Source organism: Dyadobacter sp. LHD-138, assembly GCF_030929615.1.
Taxonomy (GTDB): domain Bacteria; phylum Bacteroidota; class Bacteroidia; order Cytophagales; family Spirosomataceae; genus Dyadobacter.
The window spans coordinates 41745-64499 of the sequence record NZ_JAVFVU010000003.1; the positions used below are offsets into that span (position 1 = coordinate 41745).

A 22755-nucleotide genomic window follows, 5' to 3' on the forward strand; every position below is an offset into this window, starting at 1 on the left:
TGGAAATTAATGTGGGGGGCAGGTTCTTGCTATGGAATCATTTTGTTTACTTCATTGAAAAAGGAAAGGGATTAGGAAATAAATTTAATTGCAGCCCGGAAGGCCTGTGATCAGGATTTGTTTATCGGTTAACTGATATTGGACCTGGTCACCCAACGCTTTGCAGATAATTTTCAATTTCCCCTGCAAAGGCAAATCATTCAAAGCGGTTGTCAACACACATTTCTTGAGTTTTTTCGCATCATAACTAATATTTAGTCCGTATGTATGCGCTATGGAGTCCAATAAGGCCGCTACGGGTATATCCGTAAAATTGAAGGAGGTATGCTGTGTGATAAAGATGCTGGCAGAGGCAAGGGCCACCCCCTGGGTAATTGTGGATTGTTGTTTGCTAAACACCGCCTGTTGCTCGGCTCTCAGCGTTACGGCGTCTTTGCCTGGTTCTTTGTATGTTTCCCGGTCAGCATAAACTGTTACATGACCTGTTTTTACAATAACCTGCACATTAGGCTCTTGGTTAAAGGCGCGTACGCTAAAACTGGTACCGGTCACCCGGGTCATCAGACCATTTGCCTGAACCAGAAAAGGATGTTGTTTTTGTTTCGCTATTTCAAAAAAGGCTGCACCGCGCAGGCTTACTTCCCGGGTATCCTGTTCGAAAGATTTCGGATAAGAAAGCGTACTTCCTGGAAACAGCATGACCGAACTGCTATCCGAAAGAATGATCAGTTTCGCATTTGTACCTGTATTTTTATTCTTAATCCAGGAATCCGGCACATCCCGGTAAGCAGTAACCTGACTGGTTTCAAACACAGAAAGCTTGTTTTTCCATGCGTAAGAGATGACCATAAGAATCACCGCGGCCGCAGCAGCGCTCCACCAGAACGAATTCAGGCGTCGCGCATGCTTTGATTCCCGCCCGGCAATTCTATCCCAGCTTCCTGTCACTATTTCGTCAAGCTCTTTATCATTGACCGATTCATCCAGATGAGTCGCCTTCAGGATTGCCGTTGCCTGTTTCACCAGTTCTGTTTTGTCCGGATTTTGCTTAATCCATTCGGCCCAGTCGAACCCCTCATCAGATACACCTCCCGCATACACCCATCGCCGAAAGGTGGAATCAGATAACAGATAATTAAGATCAATAGGTAATGGATTCGACATAGCATTAGAAGTTTCTATGTAGAGAGAGTCAGCAGTTTCAGGCATGTACTCACCTGACAAAAGATATTTTTACAAAAAATCAGCAGATAACATAAAAAACAACAGCGGGGTAAATTCTTCACGCCAGTTTTTACGCAGATGAGCCAGGGCGCGCTGGACGAGGTTGGATACGGATTGATACTGTATGTCAAGCAATTCGGCAATTTCGTAATGATCCAGATTTTGATAAAACTTTAGATACAAAACTTCCTTCTGCCGCTCAGGAAGCGCATTAATAACATGGTTAAGTTGCAAAAGTTGCTGATGCTCCGTTTCCGACTGAAGCCATTGATCCTGTACGGAAAAGGTGACCATAAAAGGATAATCATCCGCCTCGGACTCTTTAAACTGGATATAATCATTACCTCTCGTCGAACGATGTATTTTTCGCCGCAACGAAACCAGCAGATAGGTATGCACAGCGGCACTCGGTGACAGGTTGCTCCGATAGAGCCAGATATCGGCAAATAGATCCTGGATACAGTCTTTTACCAATTCCTGATCGTTGGTAAGCTTTCTTCCATAGCCGATAAGGAATCTGGAATATCGCTTGATCATACCCGTAAAAGCCTCGGCATCACCCGCGCGGACCGCTTCCCACAAAGCACTATCTGATAATTCGGGTTGCAATGACATATCGGAGGAGTCTTTTCCAGGAACTGAAACAATGAATCATTATTGAACAAATTTAATAATTTTTATTCTCAATCCTCGGAGATATAATCCAAAATCAGTAAAATCTGTTCTATTGATAGACATTTCGTCCATTTGCTCAGTCAACTGGGTGATAACTCCTGAATCCCAAATAGTCTTTTTCTAATAAAGTGGTAAATAAATTGGCATAATGCTATTTATTTACCACTTTATTATATTTTTGTAGTAAATTAATGGCTACATAAACTTACTTGCACTGAAGTTGTCTAAACTTATCTTTGGGGCGTTGTAAATTTGATTTCTGAAATAGTTATGTCACCCTTTCAGGGTTAAAACCTGAATGTTTGCTTGCTTTTTTCTACAATAATATCATCCCTTCGGGATTATCCATAAGCTTAAACAACTTCACTGTTTAAAGCGTATCTTAAAAATAAAAGTGTCCTGAAAATTAAGGCCGTGATCAAGTTTCCACAACAAAAAACAAACCCGTTAACAAAGAGAAATAATGAGATCAATATGTATTACCTTAATGATTCTGGCTGGATTCTTTTTTTCCTCGTCAGCCACTTTCGCCCAGCGTAAGTTCGCATTTTCCGCTATTGTAGCTCCGTTTTACGGGCATACCAAAACCTCAACAACCGTCATACTCCCCGATTATAACGGTAGCGGCACATTATCTCCCCAGGAGTTCAAATCAGAATCATCACCGAAGGGTTATTGGATCGGCTTGAACGGAAGATATTCTCTTTCCAAAAAATGGTCCGCATCAACCGGATTGTGGTTCAGTCAGTCCAGATCAAAGACATCTGCTTCCCTTGGCCGGTCACATAATTTCTCCATTCCTGTCATGGTCAATTTTCAGACATCTGAAAGAAAATTATCGCCCTATTTTTCTGCAGGGGCATTATGGAATTTCGGCACGACAAGTCGTGTGGATATTCCTGACATGGGAACCGCTATTTTTAAATCCGATCGGAATACTTCACGGGTATCGCCCATGGTCGGGGCAGGAGTAGTTTACCAATTTTCTCCGCATCTATCACTTATTGCACAGCCAACTTTCAGCTATGCAATCCCTCCTTCGGGTATTCACATGCGCGCTTATCGGCTAGGTTTTAATGCACAACTGATGTTTACACTGTAATTTATGATACGATAAGGTTTCAGGAAGACCTCTCGTACAAAACCTACCAGCGCCTGGAAGCGCTGGTGCTGGTCCCTGATACTCTCTAAAAGCATTTCATTATTTTTGAACATGGCCAATACTAGTTCCCATCCTTTTTGATACTGTACCGGAGCGATACCAAACCTGTCGCATAGGTTTTGCTGTTTAAGAGTGTAAGCTGAATGCGGTCGTTGGATTGGCCAAACAATCGTCTGCCACCACCAAGCAGTATTGGATGCACGGATAGCCATAACTCGTCGACAAGACCTTCATTCATCAGCGCCTCGGTAAGAAAAGCCCCGCCGTATAGCCAGATATCTTTACCAGGTTGTTCCTTAATTTTGCGCGCTTCTGCCATCGCATCCTTTGAAATGAGGACAGCCCCTGTTTTTACGGATTTTAAAGTTGTAGAAAAAACGTATTCCGTCAATGGCGGCATACTCAAAATCGCTTCCCCGCTACTGCTTTCGGCAAATTGCTGTGCAACTTCATAACTTTTACGGCCAATGAAGATGGCATCAATTTCGGTAAAGAACTCGTTCAAACCATAATCCTGATCCGTAAAACACCAGTCAAATTCTCCATTGGGGCCTTCAATGTATCCGTCTAATGTGATAGCCAGCCCTAAAATTAATTTTCGCATGTTTTTGTTATTTTTAGGGCAAATCTAAACGTATTCCATTTGCCCGAATTGTACAAAACGGACATCAGAATAAAATATGTTTCGCGGTTGCAACTTCGCCCGGCGGATGACCTGTGTATACCTTATAGTCACGTATAAAATGGGCCTGATCATAGTATCCGCTTAGGTAAGCGACTTCCGTCAGTGAGATCTGAGGATATTTTGTCAGATAGCGAAGTGAAGATACAAACCTGCAAACACCCAGGTATTCTTTTGGAGATAAGCCAATACTTTGCTGAAATCGTCTTGACAGCTGGCGCTGGCTAATGCCTGTTTCATGAACCAGCTTACCTACAGATATTTTGCCGCCAGAAAGCTGCGCCTGATTCAGGCAGTAGGCCACCTGCAAATCCTGTTTGCCCGTTGCCAATTGGCGCAGCAAAAATTCCTGTACCATAGCCACACGCGCTTCATTGTCAGAAAGGTTTGCCAGCTTCTCTTCAAGTTCCGAAGTCATTTCGTTCCATAAGCCGGAGAGATTTATTGTTGCATCCTTAAACAAATGCATCGGCCTGTGAAAAAATGGATAAGCCATTCCCGGATGAAAACAGATAGCCAGACATCCCGAACCTTTACGCATCTGAACATCCACAGGGCGGCTCATGCGAAAAGAGATAATGCTGCGATTATAAAGCACCTTATCAATAACAGCCACCGGACCGCTGGTGTAGTTGAGAAACAATTCTACACAAGTATCGGGCAACACACGGATCTGATTCCAGTCTGCATCGCCGTCGCATTCCATGCAACATATTACCTTTACATAGGCTCGTAATTGTGGCTGAATATCATACAATTGAATCCGCATAGGACAAAAATATGAAATGTTTCCAAAATCTACTGTGTAAAATAGCTACTCGCATCCAAAGGTCTGGTCGATGATTCGACTATTAAAAATGATACAGATAAAATAGCCAATGATATGATAGTGAACTTTTTTCAGGTTGCACAATGATTTAAAATTGCACATCGGTTACTTTGACTGAAAAATCTTTCCTATTTTTAAAAAAGTTTTAACTTATATAAGCATCGTCCGTCTGGTGGTTTTTCGAATCCAAGCTCTATTTTTTTTAAAATTATATTCTTTGCTATTGCTCACGATAGTATTCAGTGCTTGCAAAGACGGAGACAAAAGTTTCCGGAACGGTAAAGTACATATTGAGAAGCTTAACGGAAAATATACCGTCTACAGGGACGGAAAACCGTTTCAAATAAAAAGTGCCAGCGGCGATTCGCATTTCAAAACACTAAGCGACTGCGGTGGCAATACGATCAGAACCTGGGACACCACACACCTCGGTGCCATTCTGGATAGCGCCGCCCAAAACAACCTGACGGTTATCGCTGGCCTTCCGGTTGTTAATAACAATGATCATACATTTTACCCGAATCCTGCGAAAGTAAAATCCCAGCATCAGGCATTCACGGCAATCGTGAATAAATACAAAAATCATCCTGCCCTGCTGATGTGGTGTGTGGGAAACGAGCTTGACTTCCCTTACCGGCTCTCATTTTATTCGTTCTATCAAGCCTTTAATGAGCTAACGGACATGATTCACCGCGACGATCCGGATCATCCTGTGACAACCACCGTTCTTAATTTCAATACAAAATACATTTTCAATCTGACAATGCGCTGCGATGTTGATGTTATTTCATTCAATATTTTCAGCAGGTTACCACAGCTTCGTGAAGAACTGAAAGATATCACATGGTTTTGGAGTGGCCCCTATATGTTGCTGGAATGGGGAATTAATGGTCCCTGGAAGGACACCGAGCAAACGGCCTGGGGGGCCTATATTGAAGACACAAGCAAGAAAAAGGCTGAAATTTATAAAGAACGATATCAAAAAAATATGCCGTTCGACGATCCAAGGTTTCTTGGCGCATCGGTATTTTTCTGGGGAAACAAACAGGAAACAACACACACCTGGTTCAGCATTTTTGACGAAACGGGTGCAGCTTCCGAAGCCGTTGGTACGATGCAATGGATATGGACCGGAAAAAAACCAGATGAGAAATACCCCGATATTCAATACATGCTTTTGAATGAAAAAGGTGCAAGGGACAATATCATTCTGAACACCAATGCGGCAGCCTCGGCGGAAGTGCTCTTGTTTAGCAATACTGAAAATATAAAAAAAATACGCTGGAACATTTTCCGGGAGGATTGGTACAAAAAAAATAATGAGAACAGTACGCAAAAACTTAAACCATTGAAAGACTTGATTCTGTCAGAAAATAGTTTGAAGATCCGTTTTACCGCACCGTCCCAGGAAGGTCCGTATCGCCTTTTCGCGACCATTTATGATGAGAACGGGCATTTTGCTTCCTGTAATACACCATTCTATGTCGTGAGTGCCAAATGAAAAAAACAATTACCGTAAAACCTCCCACGAAAACAGAACTCATAACGCTGCGCCTGATGATATTTCTTGGCCTGGTTTCGATGTGGTTTTTTCTGGATACCGTGTTGTCGCATGCTGTCAGAGGCAACGCGGTTTTGTATTGGATGCTGGTGACGACATTCGTTTTTGGCGGGTTGAAAATACTGCATGAGTGGACGCACTATTTTTTTATCACGGTCCCCAAAACACCTCCGCTTACCAAAACTTATAGCGTCGATATTTTCACCACCTTCTGCGCGGGCGAGCCGATTCAGATGATTGAAGAAACATTAACGGCACTTCAGGCAATCACGTATCCCCATAAGACCTATCTCTGCGACGAAGCCGACGATCCTTACTTACGGGAATTATGCAAGCAGCTCGGGGTTTATCATGTCACGAGAACACTCAAAATTAATGCCAAAGCGGGTAATATCAACAATGCGCTGGGCCAGTCGGACGGAGAATTGTGTGTAGTGCTTGACCCGGATCACGTGCCCTTTCCCGACTTCCTCGACCCCATTGTATCTCATTTTAATAATCCTGAAGTTGGCTTTGTCCAGATTGTGCAGGCCTATAAAAACCACAACGAAGGCCTGATCGCCAAAGGCGCTGCCCAGCAAACCTACCAGTTTTATGGGCCAATGATGATGACCATGAACAAGTACGGAACCGTTCAGGCGATCGGCGCCAATTGTACTTTCAGGCGAACGGCCCTTGAATCGATCGGCGGACACGCGGCCGGACTGGCGGAAGATATGCATACGTCCATGCACCTTCATGCCAAAGGCTGGAAATCCGTTTATGTTCCCGCCGTACTGGCGCGGGGATTGGTTCCCTCTACCTTGTCGGCTTATTATCAGCAGCAATTGAAATGGTCGAGAGGCGTTTTTGATTTACTGGTCATTGCTTACCCAAAACTTTTTAAACAATTTACCTGGCAGCAGAAGCTTCATTATGCGTTTATACCGCTGCATTATGTTTCAGGCCTCATATTTCTGATCAATTTTCTTATTCCCGTTATCGCTTTATTCTTCAACGAAAGTCCGGTATACCTCAACCTGTTTGAATTTGGACTGGTGTTATTACCACTTTCCGCCGCGATCATACTGATCCGGCATTACGTGCAGTGGTGGGTGATGGAGGACGAAGAAAGAGGGTTTCACGTCGTCGGCGGGCTGTTGATGATCGGGACCTGGTGGATATTTATTACCGGCCTCGTTTATACAATCCTTCGCAAAAAAGTCCCTTACGTACCTACACCAAAGGAAGGAAATGAAGATACCAGCTGGATCCTTAACGTGCCCAACGCGGTCATCCTGATTTTATCCCTGACCGCGATTTCGTATGGACTGTCGACAGACTGGAATCCCTACAATCTGGCCATAGCCGGATTTGCCTCGATGAACTGCTTTTTTATGGTTTTTGTCATGGCGGCAAGTCGGCAGCATCACGTACAAAAATGGGGCTTACGATACAAGCTGCTAAGCGATTCAATGAAACGGATTCGCGAATTCAAAGGATATTTCTGGATTCTTCGCCGCCGTATTTATGCGGGAGTCCGATCAATGGCCTTGCTGATCAGCACAATGCTATTGTGTACGCTGGTCTATTTTAATAATGCCGGAAATGACATTGAAAGTCCAAATTTAAAAGCTGCCGATAAAAATGCTCCTTTTTTATTGGGAACTCATCTGAACGAAAATAAAAATCCCGGCGATTTAACAAAAGATATCCGCGTATTTCAAACGAGCCAGAAGGTCGGATTTGACCTTATAGCACTTGATTTACCCTGGGGAGAAAATCTGGAAAACCCATCGAATGCCCTTCAAAGTATGGATTCGATCTATGCCAACGGTTCCATACCTTTGATCACGTGGCGTCTGGACAAAAATTTACATTCCCAATCGAAAAACTCAATTGAGACGGAAACCAATCTCGCCCGTCGCGTCATCGATGGGCAGCACGATGCATATCTTACTATTTTTTCTGATCGGATCCGCTCGTTGAGACGGCCTGTTTACATTCGCTTTGAAACTGAATTGGCGAATAAGTCGCAGCCTGCCGAGTTTAAAGCAGCCTGGAAATATGTCTTTGATTTTCTTGAAAATCATGGCGTCTACAACCTAATCCGGGTATGGCAGGCGCCGCAAAACGAAAATTCGGAACACTATTTTCCCGGAAAACAATATGTTGACTGGATCGCAGTATCGTTACCCGGAGATTTTTTAAGGCAAAAATCGCTTGCCGGTTTGGGATTGCCCCTCATGATCGTGCAACCGGTTTCAACCAGCCCGGATAAATTCTGGCTAAGAAATACGCTGGCCGATGCGAAAAAAGTTTCCATTCCAATTGAGGGAATTGTTCTGTCCGGCGGCCCCATCGGCAGCATTTCAGGTGATGATTTAAGAAAATACTTAGGGCAAAAACCATTCAGCGACCGTGGCGAAACTCCGACGCTTTTGACAAAAGCTCCCCTGGCTCAAAATCCGCCCACCAAAGAAAAGATCAAAGTCAGTTTTCAGCACGTTAAAGGAATCAATTACACCAAGGGGCAAGACTGGACTAAAAGCCTGCGTGTTTTCACGAAAGACGAATTGACCAGTGATCTCGCAGAAATGAAAGCACTGGGGGTTAATACCCTTAAACATTATGGCCCCGGAATTTACGACCGCAACATTTTAAAGTCTGCCAATGAGGCTGATATGAAAATTCATTACGGTTTTTGGATTCCTTCGGATATTGATTTCAGAAAAGATACGGATCAACTTGACGAAATGACATCTGAAATTTTAAACACAATCAAGGATCATAAAGACGACAAAAACATAACGGCGTGGAATATTGGAAATCCGGTCATACAGGCGTTGCAAAACAACTACCGTAAACCTGAATTAATTTACCAGCAGGACGCTTACCTCTTGTGGCTCCGTGAACTTATTGACAACATAAAAAAAACAGATCCTAACCGGCCGGTAACCGTGGATGTAGCAGCAACGGATGACCTGCCTTACGTGGTAAAAAGGCTCAACGATATTGTACCTCAGATTGACGCTTTCGGATTGCTTGTGAAAGACCGGCCTGTTTCCGCTGCGCAGCTGAAAAAGTTAAATGTACCCTATTTCATAAGTTATACCGAAGTTGCGGATTATGAAAAATTGACCAATACCCATGTCGGCGTATTCATATCAAACTGGCAGGATGAACAATTGACGGACAAGGTGCAACTGGACGGGATAAAAGACTTCACGGGCCGTAAAAAGCTGTCTTTCTTAAAGTTAAAAAACAAATGGAATACTACCGGGGCACTTCCGGGTGTTCCGCTTGTGAAAATACTGAAACCCGCGGCAGGTACATTTGCAGGAGCAGAACTTGTCTACAATGCTTTGGTCAGGAAAAATGGCCAATGGATGCTGGCAAGTTCATCGGCTTCCGGTCTTAAGTACGAATGGAAACTGATCCGGACAGATGGATTCGGCAATCCGATTGCTTTAAATGAGGTTGGCAATGGCCCCCGTCTGACCTTGAAGATTCCAAAAAATGCCGCTCAATACCGGCTTCATCTCTATGTGATCAAAGACAAAACGATTATTGCCACCTGTAAATCGACGCTCAATACGCCACTCACCATGACAGAAAATATCGAATAAATTAATGCTTATCTACGGTCAGCGTTTGGATAAAATGGTTGAACGTCTCCCTTTTGATACTCCAGTCCGGGGCGGGAATATCCCCCCAGACTTCGGGGTTATCAGCCAGGTTGAAGTAACAAACGCCCGCGATTTCCTTGTGGTTATTGATAACGCCAGCCGCATTTTCCATCCATCGCTTTTTGTAATCTTCCGGGCCTTTAACGCCGAATTCCGTTATAAAAACAGGCTTTCCTCCCAGGCGAATCCTGTTGAATTTTCGGTTATAAATGGTTTCGAAGGATTCCTGTTTTGTCGGATCCGTTATGTTTTTATCCGGCAAGCCATAAATAGCAACGCTTACAAAATCCACCACGTCCTTGCCCGGCCACCACTCCATCGAACCACGGTCGCCTGCCGGCCCCCAGACTTTTTTAATATTGCCGCGATTCGACTTGTTGAAGTTCATGAAATAACGAAATGCTTTGATGTAAAGCACCGGATCTTGACTTTGCCACGCATACCGGTGAATCGGAATCTCCATTTCATGGGCAAAACGGAGATAAACTGTTCTTTTTGAAGAAGCAAGAATGCGATATAATTCCTCGAATTCTTTATCATAAATACCCTGGATGGTGTTTTGCAATACGTTGGTATCCTTCCTTACTTTTTGGTCACGCCAGGGTTCAAAGCTTACAATGATATCGTGATCACGCTTGATGACTGCATCGAAATCCTTTTGAAATGTTCCCTCCTGGATATGCCGCAGGTCAATAAAAACATGTTCCGTCCGCACAGCGGGTGATGAAACCAGTAACAATTTAGGGTCATAAACACCGATAACGGGCTTGGACACTAAAGAAGGCAGTCTTCCCGACTCATCCATTTCGGCCGTGCCGTAAATCGTCGGTGCATCATTTTTCATTTCCATTAGAGCCCTCGCAATGGCTGTTTTCGATAAAGGGTTCTGTTTTTCAGCCCCCAGGATCAAAACGGGTTTATTCATAAATCTGACCCGGTGTATTTTCCTTTTTATCGAGGTTTTCAAATCGCGTTCGATTGGATATGCCATTGCCAAGCCCTCTGATTTGCTATTTAATGTCACACTCACCAAATCCACGGCTTCCTTACCCGGCCAATATTCCTCTGTACCCGGATAACCTGCAGGGCCCCAAACGATACTGACATTGGGGGAGTATTTTTTACAAACACCGGAAAAGTGTTTAAATGCTTCGATATAATTATCGGGAGACTGATACTGCCATTCATAAAGCTTAACCGGCACTTCCATTTCCGGGTTCCACCGGACAAATACATGCTGCTGATGACGCGCAATTACCGCACCAAACAATTTCAAAATTTCATCAAATTCGCCCTTCGCGACTTCCTTCAACACAAAGTCCTTCGAGCCGGACTGCATTTTAATCGTGATCATAACGTCGTGCAGGGAAGCCATCGCAGCTGCCAGTTTTTGCAGTGTGTCGTGGTTAGCTGATTTATCCAGCGTAATGCAAACATGCGCCAATGAATCCACGGAATAATTTGATAACTTACCGGAACGGTCAAATATCCCCAGAACAGGTTCTTTAAAATCATGATCAACAGCACTTTGCCCTGTATTATCTACTAAAAGAAAATCTCTGGCTTTGAAAACAATCAGGCCGAGTATGATCAGTCCTCCAATGAAAAATAAGCGTTTTTTGTAATTCATTTAAAATCCACGAAAAGTTTGCCCGCCGCAAAAAATGCCTCGGTGACACATTTTAAGGCTTTTTCGATAAATATCATAAATCTGAGGCGTTTAATTAACCCCAACGGATATTTTCATCTGCAATATTATTCCAAATATTGACTGGCGATGCATGCAATGCTCCGATTGCCCATGAGACAGAGCGGCAAATAGGACAACCCGGTGAACAACACTACAACCACTTTTTTCCAAAACAAGACAGTGCAGGACAGTTACCAAAAGGGGAACCTGCTTATTTACATTCCGATTGCAAGAAATATTTGCATAATGTAAAGTGAATTTTAACGGATCAATGCGGAGTTTTATACCGGATTTGCGTGAAACAAAAAGAATATTTACATGATACTTATTTGTCCGAGCGCTGGTTACAGTTCTGCGCAGGGGATAAAACTGCCTTTGGCGATCTGGTAGATCACAACTTCACCTCTCTTTATCATTACGGTACCCGGTTCTCTCCGGACAAAGGCCTCATCAAGGATTGCATCCAGGATCTGTTTCTGGAAATCTGGGAAAAGAGGGAAAAACTGGATCATATTATTTCAATCAAACCCTATCTTTTCCAATCATTACGTAATAATCTGATTGCGCGTCTTAAAAAACAATCCAGATTTTCCAATCTTTCTGCAGACGAGGAGCAAGTCTCAAATGACAGTACCCCGGAATTAAAATGGATCACGGACGAAACCGAGGCGCTAAACAACAGCCGTCTTGTAAATGGAATTGAACTGCTGCCCAAAAGACAGCGGGAAGCATTATACCTGAAGTATTATGAAGACCTTTCACATGAAGAAATTGCCGCTGTCATGGGATTACAGCGACAGGCAGTTGCCAATTATCTGCATTATGGTATTCAGAAGCTACGGGAATACTGGAAATACAAAACCATTCTACTGGCAATGATCATCGATTTCATGCTTTGAGCACGTCATTTTGAAGAAAAAGATTTTTTTTGATTTTTTTTCAAAATCCATGGGTATGGAATAGCAACTGTTCACTCATCGTGTCAGAGGTAACTACTTTTAACAATTCCATGAATAATTATAACAACTTCGAGGTAAAGGACTGGATTGACCATCCTGGATTTCGTAAATGGGTTTACCGAGGTGAACAGGATTCCTTTTGGGTTTCAGTCCTTGAAAACACCCCCTCGCAGACTGAAAACATTGAGCAGGCCATCGATATTTTACGAATGGTCCGGGGAGAACTCGACAACATTTCCGACGAAGAGCTGGCTTCCAGAAAATCAAAATTACTTGGCTACATTTCTCAGGAAGGCCAGGTTCGGTCCTGGTGGCGGGGAAGATGGTTTCAGGCTGCGGCGATATTGTTACTTACGCTGGGTTTTGGCGGGTATTACTGGAAACACTTTACGAAAACCCCTTACAATGCCGTCCTCTCCCGTTTAGAAAACACCACCATCATTGAGGTAATCAATAACAACGAAAAAGTAAAACTGGTGACCCTGCCGGATGGAAGTTCGGTAATACTCAAAAAAAACGCACGCATCAGCTATCCCGACGAATTTTCTGCGGATAAACGGGAAGTCGTTATGCAGGGAGAAGCTTTTTTTGAAGTTCAAAAGAACCCGGACAAACCTTTTTTCATTTACTCAGGTGAAATGCTGACAAAAGTTACAGGAACCAGTTTCAGTATTAAAGCCAATGCCACAGAAAAGCAGGTTCAGCTCGTCGTTAAAACAGGCGTAGTCGAAATTTCGGTAAACAATGCCGTCAACAAAACAAAAACAAATCAGCTAACATTGAATCCTAATCAGCTTGTTACACTGAACCGGGAAAACAATCAATTCGAAAAACGAAATGTAACAGAACCCGTACTGATCAACCTTCCGATTGAGTCTCAATATTTCACTTTCAAAAAGACCCCCGTAAAAGATGTTTTCAAGGCACTGGAACTGGCCTACGGTGTAAATATCAATTTTGATATGCAAGTCACTTCCAAATGTAACATTACTGCCAGACTGGGTGACGAACCTATCCGGGAAAAACTGGAAATGATTTGTGAGGTTTTGAATGCGAGATTTGAAATGAAAAACAATACGATTTCAGTTTACTCCAATGGCTGTGAAAAATGAAAACGAGTAGTCAACAACTTAACCCAACTGAGCCAATGAAATAGAATATCTACTGAAAAAAGCCGGTAATGCTTCAACATCACCGGCAAAATTACATCTCCAATGCGGTCTTTATGATCCGGTTTCGCACACCGGGTACGCTTCAAAAGGCCACGGAGAAGGTTTGCAACTCTGGTATGAAAAGAATACAAAACCTAATTCAAAATTATGCAAAAAAATCGACAAAAAATCATGGTATTGGTTCACCTTACAAGGAACTTGTTTGCCCAAATTATACTCATTTCCCTGCTTGCCGGGTCAATTTTTGCCAAAGGACCGGACAAACAGAACATCCTAGACAAACGTATATCTATTACAGTTAGCGACATAACCCTCGACCAGGTACTCGAAAAAATCGAGAAACAAGTGAATGTACGGTTTATTTACAGCCACAATATGATCGATGCCGACCGTAAAATTTCAGTGCGCGATCACAACAACCGGTTAGAATCCGTTCTGAAGGGCATTTTGGATCCGCTTGGGATCACTTATAAGCTGTCAAACAAAAACACGATCCTTCTCAAACGCGGTCAGGTGAAAACATCCGCTTTAAAAACGCCGGATAAGCCCAGACAAAGTTTCCCAGCATTACCTGACAGCAGTTTTAATATCAAGGGACAGGTTTTCGACAACCACGAGCCACCCGTTGCGCTGCCAGGCGTAACGATTCAAGTTAAAAACACGGATCGCGGCGTAAGTACCGATCCCAATGGAAATTTCGAAATTCCCGTCAGAAAAGGAGAAGTACTTGTGTTTACATATATTGGTCTGGATACCAAAGAAATCGTGATTTCCGGCACGAAAAATATGGTGATCTCCCTTGCTGAGCAAAATACAGCCCTGAACGAGGTCGTCGTCACGGGATATTCAGAACAAAAAGCACGAAATTTAGCCAATTCTATTGGCAAACTGGACATCAAATCAGCCGTTGCGAACAAGCCGATCACCCAGTTATCGCAGGCATTGCAAGGCGGTGTAACCGGGCTAACCGTAATGCAGGGAAGCGGTATGGCCGGTGAAGACCGCTCCAATATTCTGATCCGCGGTATTTCCACCATCGGCGGTACCTCTCCGCTTGTTCTGGTGGATGGTGTTCCTTTCGACATCAATTCAGTTGACCCCACTACGGTGGAAAGTATCACTGTTTTAAAAGATGCAGCAGCCGCGTCGATTTACGGAGCTCGGGCGGCAAACGGCGTAATTCTGGTGACGACCAAAAGAGGTATTCCCGGCAAGTTGTCCGTCACTTATGATGGCTATGGCGGTGTTCAGAATGCAACTTACCTTCCAAAATTTGTTGACGCGCCAAAGTACATGACCATGGTAAATGAGGCATACGCCAACATCGGAGGTCTGGAACCTTACAGCCCGACAACCATTCAGAAGACGATCGATGGTTCCGACCCGGTCAGCTATCCCAATACAAACTGGTCTAAACTGATGTTGAAAAAAAATCCGGTGATCCAAAGCCACTCTGTCAGCATTTCGGGTGGCAATGACCTAGCCCGTTTTGCTGTGAGCGGGAACTACCTGTATCAGGACGGACTAACACATAAACGCGATTTCGAAAGATTCTCATTTCGGGCCAATACGGGCGTTACCCTTACCAAAGACGTCTCCATGTCGCTGGATTTGGTTGCCACAAGAAGCAGAAACCGATCTGAACTGGTGCGGTTCGGAAACTCTCTCCATTTGGTTTATACAACACCTCCCAACATCGTTCCGAAATATCCGTTGAAAGAAGACGGTTATCAGGCGTATGGGAATTTTGGAGAAATGATGAATCCGATGGCTGAGCTGGAAAGAGGCGGTTATGCGCAAAATAAGAAAGATCAGATCAACATCAATTTTCAGCCGGTTTGGCAAGTTACGCCGGAATTAAAACTAAGGGGGCAGTATCTTTATCGTGTCAATTCGGAGGGCGGCTTAACCAACCGGGATTCTTATAATTTCCTTGACTATTATACGGGAAACCTGGTTTTCACCTATGGCAATGCAAAAGGATCCAGTGTGGGGCGATCCACCTACAACTACCTGTCTTCCAACCTTGAATTTTCCCAAACCTACGGTAAACATTTTATTTATGCCATAGGTGGGCTCTCGCGTGAAGCAAATTTCATTTCCAATTTTGACCAGGCGACCCTGGCATCCTATTTCGTCAAGTTTAATTATGTTTTCAACAATAAGTACCTTCTTGAAAGCACTGTCAGAACGGATGGCTCTTCCAAATTTGGCCCCGGCCACAAATGGGGAACATTTCCGTCTGTAGCACTGGGCTGGAATGTACATAACGAGGATTTCCTCAAAGACGTTAAAGCCGTCACCAGTTTCAAATTAAGAGCATCTTATGGGCTGATGGGCAACAATGGCCGAAACGACGATGTCAACGAACTTTACCGCTATCAAAGTCTGATCAACGGCGGAGATGGCAGAGAAACTTCGATCGGAAATCCGGAAATTACCTGGGAAACTGTTAAAATGCTGGACATAGGAACCGATATCCGATTATTTCAAAACCTGGGTCTGACGATCGACTGGTTTAGCAAAACAACTGATAACATTTTGCTTACACCGCCCCTGTCACTTTCATCCGGGGTAGCCACACTTCCGATCAATTCCGGTTCAGTTTCCAATAAAGGCTGGGAGTTTATGCTCAATTATTCCAAAACGTTCAGCAAAGATCTCGAAATGAGTGCCAGTGTCGGATACTCGTATTACAGCAATAAAATTCTATCGCTCAGAGGCGGACCCTATATAGGAGGCAGCGGTCTTGACATCAACGAAATCGGGCACCCGATCAACAGCTATTATTTGTACAAAACAGATGGCCTGCTGACGCAAAAGGACATTGAAGGCGGCGCCACACTATTACCGGGACAACAAATCGGAGATATTAAATACATTGATATCAATGGGGACAAAAATATAGACAAAGCCGACAAAGTAATATCGGGCAATCCGAATCCCCAGGGCAGCTATTTTACAAACCTGAACTTTGCATACAAAAGATTCTCTCTTGAAACCCAGATCAATGGTTTCACAAAGAGCCTGGCCTACTACACGGGACGCTACCAAACGCCGCTGAATGTCACTTCAAATTTTGACGGAGGAACACCGATGCAATTTCAGACAGATTACTGGACTCCCCAAAATCCAAACGCGATGTTTCCAAGACTGGCACCTGCTCCCGGCAATAATGTCCTTCCGGCAGATTACTGGCTAACGAACGCCGCATTTTTGAGGGTAAAGTACATACAACTTGGCTATAACTTCCATCCGCAGCTTGTTAGAAAACTGCGAATCAGTAATCTCCGTGTATTTGTAAACGCTCAAAATGCAATCACACTGAGCAAGATGAAATACTTTGACCCCGAAACAAGGGGCAGCGAAGCCAACTACCCGATGATGAAAGTCTATACAGTTGGATTAAACGTTAAATTTTAAACGCAACTAAATTATGAAAAGGATATATCTTTTATTAATTACCGGGTTTTTCCTGACCTCTTGTAATGATGAATTTCTGACAAAGGATCACCCGACGGCCACCACGGACGAAAACTTCTGGAATACAGAGGGTGAAATCAATACAGCACTTAACGCGATTTACGAACAGGTACCGACTGGTCAGTTTCAATATAGAAAAAATACCCGGATCACCTTTGAAGGCATGACGGACAATGCCGTTTGGTATGCAAATTTCTTTGGGGAAGTCAACACGATTGCCCTTGGGAATGCCAATTCGCAAATGCGGGGCGTGGACTGGTATGCGGTACAGCCGGTTTGGGAAGAAAATTATATTGCGATCCGACGGGCCAACAGGTTTCTGGAACATGCCGGAAAGGCACTGATAGAACCGAACCTAAAAAAACGATACTTTGCAGAAGCGCGCGCTTTGAGAGCCTGGCTTCACCTTGATCTTTTTTTATATTATGGCGAAGTACCAATCGTTACTACGGTGGTCCTTCCGACAGAAACCGACCTAAAAAGAAATTCCCGGCAGGAAATCCTGGACTTTGTTGTTGCAGAACTGGATGCCGCCTCGGCCGATTTGCCAGCGACCTATGCAATCAATGATATAAAGAGAATTACCAAGGGAGCTTGTTACACGATGAAAACTGTTGCCTTGCTCAATAACCACCAGTATAGCCAGGCAGCGGCGGCGGCCAAGCAGGTCATTGATCTGAACCTGTACAAACTTCATCCTAATTATGCCACCTTGTTCAATTACGAAGGTCAGGTAAATGAAGAACGAATATTTATAAAACAGGCTGGAAACAATGACAGTTTTTACCGGAGTGCACCAGGATATCTTGGCGGAAATGCCTGTCTTAATCCAACGGGTTCTCTTATGAATGCCTATGAAACCAAACAGGGTAAAACCCTGACAGAACTCGGGACAGACAGCATGGAAATTTACAAGGAAAACCCCAGCTATAAATCCAACCGGGACCCTCGGATGGACGCCACGATTGCTTATCCCGGCTCAACCTATTATGGTAAGCTTGACCCCTGGGACGATTCGCCTAACAACCCCAACAGACTGGCTGCCATTTATTCTTCCAAAACCGGCTACTGGCTCAGGAAGTACGTGGATCTGGCAGACAAAGGAAAAGGCGGTTCACTGGATTACATGATATATCGCTATGGAGATTTGTTACTGATGTATGTTGAGGCTTTGGTTGAAAGTGGCAAATGGAACGATCCGGATGTAGTCAAATATCTCAATCAAATCCGAAACAGGGCAAAAATGCCAAATGTGGATGTGTCAGTTTATAACTCGGAAGCTAAAATAAGAGAGCTGTACCGACGGGAACGACGGATTGAACTGGCCTTTGAAGGAAGCCGTTTGTTCGATATAAGAAGGTGGAAAATCGGTGAAAAAGTAATGCATGGTATCGTTGAAGGAGCCGTTAATCCAAAAACAAAAAAGGCAGTTAACGTTGAAACCCGTACCTTTTCTCAAAAAGATTATCTATGGCCAATTCCAGCGAGGGAAATGGAGGGAAACCCAAACATGACCCAAAACCCCGGGTATTAGCACATCGGACAGTCTGAATTTCAAACGCTGAGTGACAGAGAATGTACTGTCGCTCAGCGCTTAAGTACTGTACCAGGCAAGTGCACGATTTCTTGTGTTTTCGTTGTACCATGTTATCTGATCTGGCATTGTACCGGCTGTTTGAAAGTGATCCAACTGAATAATTATATACTCTGTCTATCTTTGAAATATGATTATCATAAAACGACGCATTGAAAAATGAACTGGATCACCCGAGAGCGCCCCAAGATTGACCGTATCGCCTGTCCCTGGCTAATTAAGAGGTTTATCGATCCCGATGCCCAGATATTTTACGTCCCATTTGATCAGGTAAGGATCAAAGCCCGCGAACTGGACGCCACACCTTTTGATATTCCGGATACGGAATTTACCCACTACGAAGACCGCTGCACCTTTGATTTTTTTCTGGAAAGATATGAAATCCAGGATCCGGCCTTAAAAGACATGGCAGTAATCATCCGTGGTGCCGATACCGATGACCATTCCCTTGCGAGCCAGTCGGCTGGGTTATGGGCGATTTCCGCGGGGCTGGCCTATAACATTACCGATGACCAACAGCTACTGGAAAAAGGTATGCTCATTTATGATTCCCTGTACAGCTGGGCAAAGCATTTGCAAAAACAAAAGCACACGCAGAGCCCTGCTGAAAAGCTGCTGCTGGCAGTTTTTAATACCTACCTGGATAAACAAAAGTCGGAAGAGCTTAAAACCCCCAAATGGGCGAAAGAGCTAAAAGAAATCATACAGGACCAGATAGACACAAATCTTAGTTTAAGTCTGAAGGAAATTGCGGAAGGGTTGCAGATCCATCCTTCGTATGTGTCCAGGGAATTTTCAAAATATTTCAGTAATCTGTCTTTCGGAGAATACATACGCAAACTTCGGATTGAAAAAGCGATTGACCTGCTATCAACCTCTGATCACACCTTGTCAGAGGTTGCCTATCTGACCGGTTTTTCTGATCAAAGCCATTTTAACCGGATTTTTAAAGCCCATACCGGGCAGAACCCGTCTAATTACAGAAAAAGTTTGATCAAAAAGTAATTCCTGTACAAATCGTCATTTTTATTCTATTATTTGGCTAGTGGCTGCGCTAGTATTGCAACTACCAAATAACAAACATGACTTTGGAAACAAAAAAGTACAGTCTCTCAGATCTTACCAGATATTTCCTGAAACTGGGAACATTCGGCTTTGGAGGCCCGGTAGCACTGATCGGTTATATGCACCGGGATCTGGTCGAAGACCGTAAATGGATCAGTGAAGATGAATACCGTGAAGGATTGGCGCTGGCCCAGCTCGCGCCTGGGCCGTTGGCCGCCCAGCTGGGCATTTATCTTGGCTATGTACACTACGGTGTTTGGGGCGCCACGCTCACCGGCCTGGCCTTTGTGCTTCCTTCTTTTGTCATGGTTGTTTTACTTGGCATGGCCTACAAACTTTACGGCGGCCTGCCGTGGATGCAGTCAGTGTTTTATGGGGTTGGTTCGGCTGTGATCGGAATCATCTCCCTCAGCTGTTACAAGCTGACAATTAAATCGGTGAGCAAACTCGAAACGGATGCTATCAAAAGCAGGTGGATCCTTTGGCTCTTCTTTTTGGTCATGGTCGTAGTTACAGCAATTACCCAGCGAGAGGAAGTTTGGCTTTTTATAGTGCTTGGCTTTACATACATGGTGGTTAAAGCACCTCCAAAATGGCTTTACAAAAGAAAAGCCTCTTTGTCTGTCGTTCTTTTGGCCGGTACTGTTTTTTGGCAATATGAGCCTGACGAGCTGATCAAACTGGGATTGTTTTTTACAGAGGCAGGGGCATTTGTTTTTGGTAGCGGACTGGCGATTATTCCTTTTTTGCAGGCTGGTGTTGTCAACAAAATGGGCTGGCTTAACGAGCAGCAGTTTCTGGATTCAGTTGCCGTTGCCATGATCACACCCGGTCCTGTGGTTATCACCGTCGGTTTTATTGGCTTTCTGGTCTCTGGATTTTCCGGAGCAGCGGTGGCGGCAATAGGTGTTTTTCTGCCATGTTTTGTTTTCACCGTTTTGCCTGCACCTTATTTTAAGAAAATATCCAAAAACGCTAGTATCAAAGCATTTGTAGATGGCATTACGGCAGCGGTTGTAGGTGCCCTTGTCGGATCGGTGTTTGTCATTGCCACACGTTCGATCGTCGATATTGCATCGGCGATGATTGCAATACTAACGGTGCTCGCACTACTCTACATTAAAAAATTACAGGAACCGTACATTATTCTAATAGCCGCAATCCTTGGCTTTTGCATCAAAACATATTTGTAAACTGATTTTATGAAAAAACTGATTTTACTGCTGTTGACATTATTTACAATTCCATCATTCGCCCAAAAACAGATCAACAAACAAAATGGCCTATGGCTGGGTTATTTTAACCAGACCAGGCTTACCGATAAGTGGGGAATCTGGCTGGATGTACACGCCCGAAGAACAGATTTTCTGGATCGTTGGGCTGCCCAGCTTATCCGACCCGGTATCACGTACTATGCCAATGATCACCTTCGTTTTACGGCAGGCTACGTTTATGCCCGGAGCTTTCCGGCAGTCGGCCTTCATACCGTCCGCCCCGAAAACAGGCTCTGGCAACAGGTACTCTGGACAAGCCGACAAAAGCGTCTGCACACCCAGCAGTGGATACGTCTTGAACAGCGTTTCAACCGCAAAATTGCAAATGATCAGCTGCTGGACGGTTCGAATTTCAATTTCAGGTTTCGTTATCTTTTAAACCTGATGGTACCGTTGAACAGAGACTTCATAGAACCTAAAACGCTGTTTTTCGCCTTTAATGATGAAATCCATATTAATGCAGGGAAACAGATTACTTACAACATGTTTGACCAGAACCGGCTTTTTGTCGGACTCGGTTATCAGTTTACCAAAGAACTTAATTTACAGGTTGGCTACATGAACCAGTTTCAGCAGCTTCCTTCCGGAAATCATTTTAACAGCAATAATGTACAGCGTGTATTTGTATTTCACAATCTGGATATCCGGGCTAAAAAGTAAGCTATCCGGCCCGATCAGAATTTACGCAAATCCAGCATGGCCTGTTCGCTTCCTTCCAACCTGATAAAACCTCTCCTGGGTCTGTCCAGATCCAGGGTAATGTATATCACCACCGAAGTTAGCAGACAGAAACCAACGATGATGAACCAGTCCATTTTGCCCTTACCAACTGATATATATCCGGCGTAAAATGCACTGGCCACCGACAAAACAAATAACATGATAACAAAGAGTGCGCCGACGAGGATTACTGCATCCGTGCGATAAATAAATGACTCGTTCATTTTTAGTTCTGATATCAAAAAGTAAACCAAGGATATGGTTTTTCAGCAAACCCTAATGCTTTGGGTTCATCTCCCAGTGTAGCCCGATACTTCGGAGCAACCGAGGGATTTGACGGATATTTGTTTTTGTTCCATTTCAAAACACGGTTCGCACCACCGCTATAAACCACCAGATCATTCCATCCGTTTGTCTTTTCGTTCATAATGCGGAAAGGGAAATCTACAACGGTGAAATAAGTGATCAGTTTCCCATCAGCAGACAACAGCAAAGCCGTACATCCGCCCGAACCGCACCAGTTCATGCCCGTAAAGCCAACGAACAATTCATCCTTGCCGTCAGCATTCAAATCCGTTTGATAATATACAAATTTGCGGTCCTTTGGCTCCACGCCTACCAACTGTTTTTCCAATATCCCGGGAAGCACTTTACGAATGAATGACGCTGTTGCAGTATCGGCTGCATTTGCCGCATAATCCGGCGGAGCAATCGTGTCGGTGGTATCCGGATCAAACAAAACGTCCTTTTTCAAACCTTCGGACGAATCTGCCCCGGTCATTCCGGATTCGGTGGTATGAGATTTGCTGGTATCCGTATTGCAGCCGTTAATTACGACCGTAGCCATACAAAGAACAAGAAAAAAACCTTTAATACTTTTCATCGAAAAAAATGGGGAATAGTTAAAATATCAGATAAACAGGTTTGGTATGATAATTATAATATTCCTAACAAAGCACGTTTTCTGAGTGAACAAAAATTTCGTTTCAATCTAGAA

General features: G+C 43.9%; 17 protein-coding genes. 10 read left to right on the plus strand and 7 right to left on the minus strand.

All coding sequences use genetic code 11. The annotated features are described in order from the left end of the window. Positions 1-84 precede the first annotated feature (84 nt). Together RB622_RS01770 and RB622_RS01775 are read right to left on the minus strand one after the other, a co-directional pair. The gene (locus RB622_RS01770; RefSeq protein ID WP_308044770.1) at positions 85-1164 is read right to left on the minus strand and encodes a FecR family protein; all 1080 of its coding nucleotides are present in this window, start codon (positions 1162-1164) and stop codon (positions 85-87) included. Between the two features lie 69 nt (positions 1165-1233). After that, positions 1234-1839: a sigma-70 family RNA polymerase sigma factor gene (locus tag RB622_RS01775; RefSeq protein ID WP_308044771.1), complete on the minus strand. Its 606-nt coding sequence runs from the start codon at positions 1837-1839 to the stop codon at positions 1234-1236. 523 nt (positions 1840-2362) lie between these two features. On the opposite strand from RB622_RS01775, the gene RB622_RS01780 reads away from it, so the two are divergent. Continuing rightward, positions 2363-3001: an outer membrane beta-barrel protein gene (locus RB622_RS01780; RefSeq protein WP_308044772.1), complete on the plus strand. Its 639-nt coding sequence runs from the start codon at positions 2363-2365 to the stop codon at positions 2999-3001. A gap of 121 nt (positions 3002-3122) precedes the next feature. Here RB622_RS01780 and RB622_RS01785 read toward each other — a convergent pair whose 3' ends face one another. After that, on the minus strand, positions 3123-3665 hold the full coding sequence (locus RB622_RS01785) for a dihydrofolate reductase family protein (protein ID WP_308044773.1): 543 nt from the start codon (positions 3663-3665) through the stop codon (positions 3123-3125). A 64-nt stretch (positions 3666-3729) separates the two neighbouring features. Further along, on the minus strand, positions 3730-4512 hold the full coding sequence (locus tag RB622_RS01790; RefSeq protein ID WP_308044774.1) for a helix-turn-helix domain-containing protein: 783 nt from the start codon (positions 4510-4512) through the stop codon (positions 3730-3732). Between the two features lie 283 nt (positions 4513-4795). Between RB622_RS01790 and RB622_RS01795 the strand changes: the two genes are divergently transcribed. Continuing rightward, a complete protein-coding gene (locus tag RB622_RS01795) occupies positions 4796-6073 on the plus strand; it encodes a glycoside hydrolase family 2 TIM barrel-domain containing protein (RefSeq protein WP_308044775.1) in 1278 nt (425 codons plus the stop codon). Further along, on the plus strand, positions 6070-9741 hold the full coding sequence (locus RB622_RS01800) for a glycosyltransferase family 2 protein (RefSeq protein WP_308044776.1): 3672 nt from the start codon (positions 6070-6072) through the stop codon (positions 9739-9741). Before RB622_RS01795 ends, RB622_RS01800 begins: the two co-directional genes overlap by 4 nt. A gap of 1 nt (position 9742) precedes the next feature. Here RB622_RS01800 and RB622_RS01805 read toward each other — a convergent pair whose 3' ends face one another. Then, positions 9743-11431, minus strand: a complete 1689-nt coding sequence (locus RB622_RS01805) for a hypothetical protein (protein WP_308044777.1) — start codon at positions 11429-11431, stop codon at positions 9743-9745. Between the two features lie 356 nt (positions 11432-11787). Between RB622_RS01805 and RB622_RS01810 the strand changes: the two genes are divergently transcribed. From RB622_RS01810 to RB622_RS01840, 7 genes are all read left to right on the plus strand, one after another. Beyond that, entirely contained in the window at positions 11788-12390 is a 603-nt protein-coding gene (locus RB622_RS01810) for a sigma-70 family RNA polymerase sigma factor (RefSeq protein ID WP_308044778.1), read from the plus strand. A gap of 110 nt (positions 12391-12500) precedes the next feature. Next, on the plus strand, positions 12501-13562 hold the full coding sequence (locus RB622_RS01815; protein ID WP_308044779.1) for a FecR family protein: 1062 nt from the start codon (positions 12501-12503) through the stop codon (positions 13560-13562). A 207-nt stretch (positions 13563-13769) separates the two neighbouring features. Beyond that, entirely contained in the window at positions 13770-17045 is a 3276-nt protein-coding gene (locus RB622_RS01820) for a TonB-dependent receptor (RefSeq protein ID WP_308044780.1), read from the plus strand. Between the two features lie 13 nt (positions 17046-17058). After that, entirely contained in the window at positions 17059-18639 is a 1581-nt protein-coding gene (locus RB622_RS01825) for a RagB/SusD family nutrient uptake outer membrane protein (RefSeq protein ID WP_308044781.1), read from the plus strand. Between the two features lie 219 nt (positions 18640-18858). Further along, positions 18859-19704, plus strand: coding sequence for a chromate resistance protein ChrB domain-containing protein (locus RB622_RS01830; RefSeq protein WP_308044782.1), 846 nt, complete (start codon positions 18859-18861; stop codon positions 19702-19704). Between the two features lie 77 nt (positions 19705-19781). After that, on the plus strand, positions 19782-20957 hold the full coding sequence (locus RB622_RS01835; protein ID WP_308044783.1) for a chromate transporter: 1176 nt from the start codon (positions 19782-19784) through the stop codon (positions 20955-20957). Between the two features lie 9 nt (positions 20958-20966). After that, positions 20967-21698, plus strand: a complete 732-nt coding sequence (locus RB622_RS01840; RefSeq protein ID WP_308044784.1) for a DUF2490 domain-containing protein — start codon at positions 20967-20969, stop codon at positions 21696-21698. A gap of 14 nt (positions 21699-21712) precedes the next feature. On the opposite strand, the gene RB622_RS01845 is transcribed toward RB622_RS01840, so the two are convergent. Together RB622_RS01845 and RB622_RS01850 are read right to left on the minus strand one after the other, a co-directional pair. Further along, the gene (locus tag RB622_RS01845; RefSeq protein WP_308044785.1) at positions 21713-21982 is read right to left on the minus strand and encodes a hypothetical protein; all 270 of its coding nucleotides are present in this window, start codon (positions 21980-21982) and stop codon (positions 21713-21715) included. 14 nt (positions 21983-21996) lie between these two features. Beyond that, positions 21997-22641 (minus strand): hypothetical protein, encoded by a 645-nt coding sequence (locus tag RB622_RS01850; RefSeq protein WP_308044786.1) that lies wholly within the window; start codon positions 22639-22641, stop codon positions 21997-21999. Between the last annotated feature and the right edge of the window lie 114 nt (positions 22642-22755).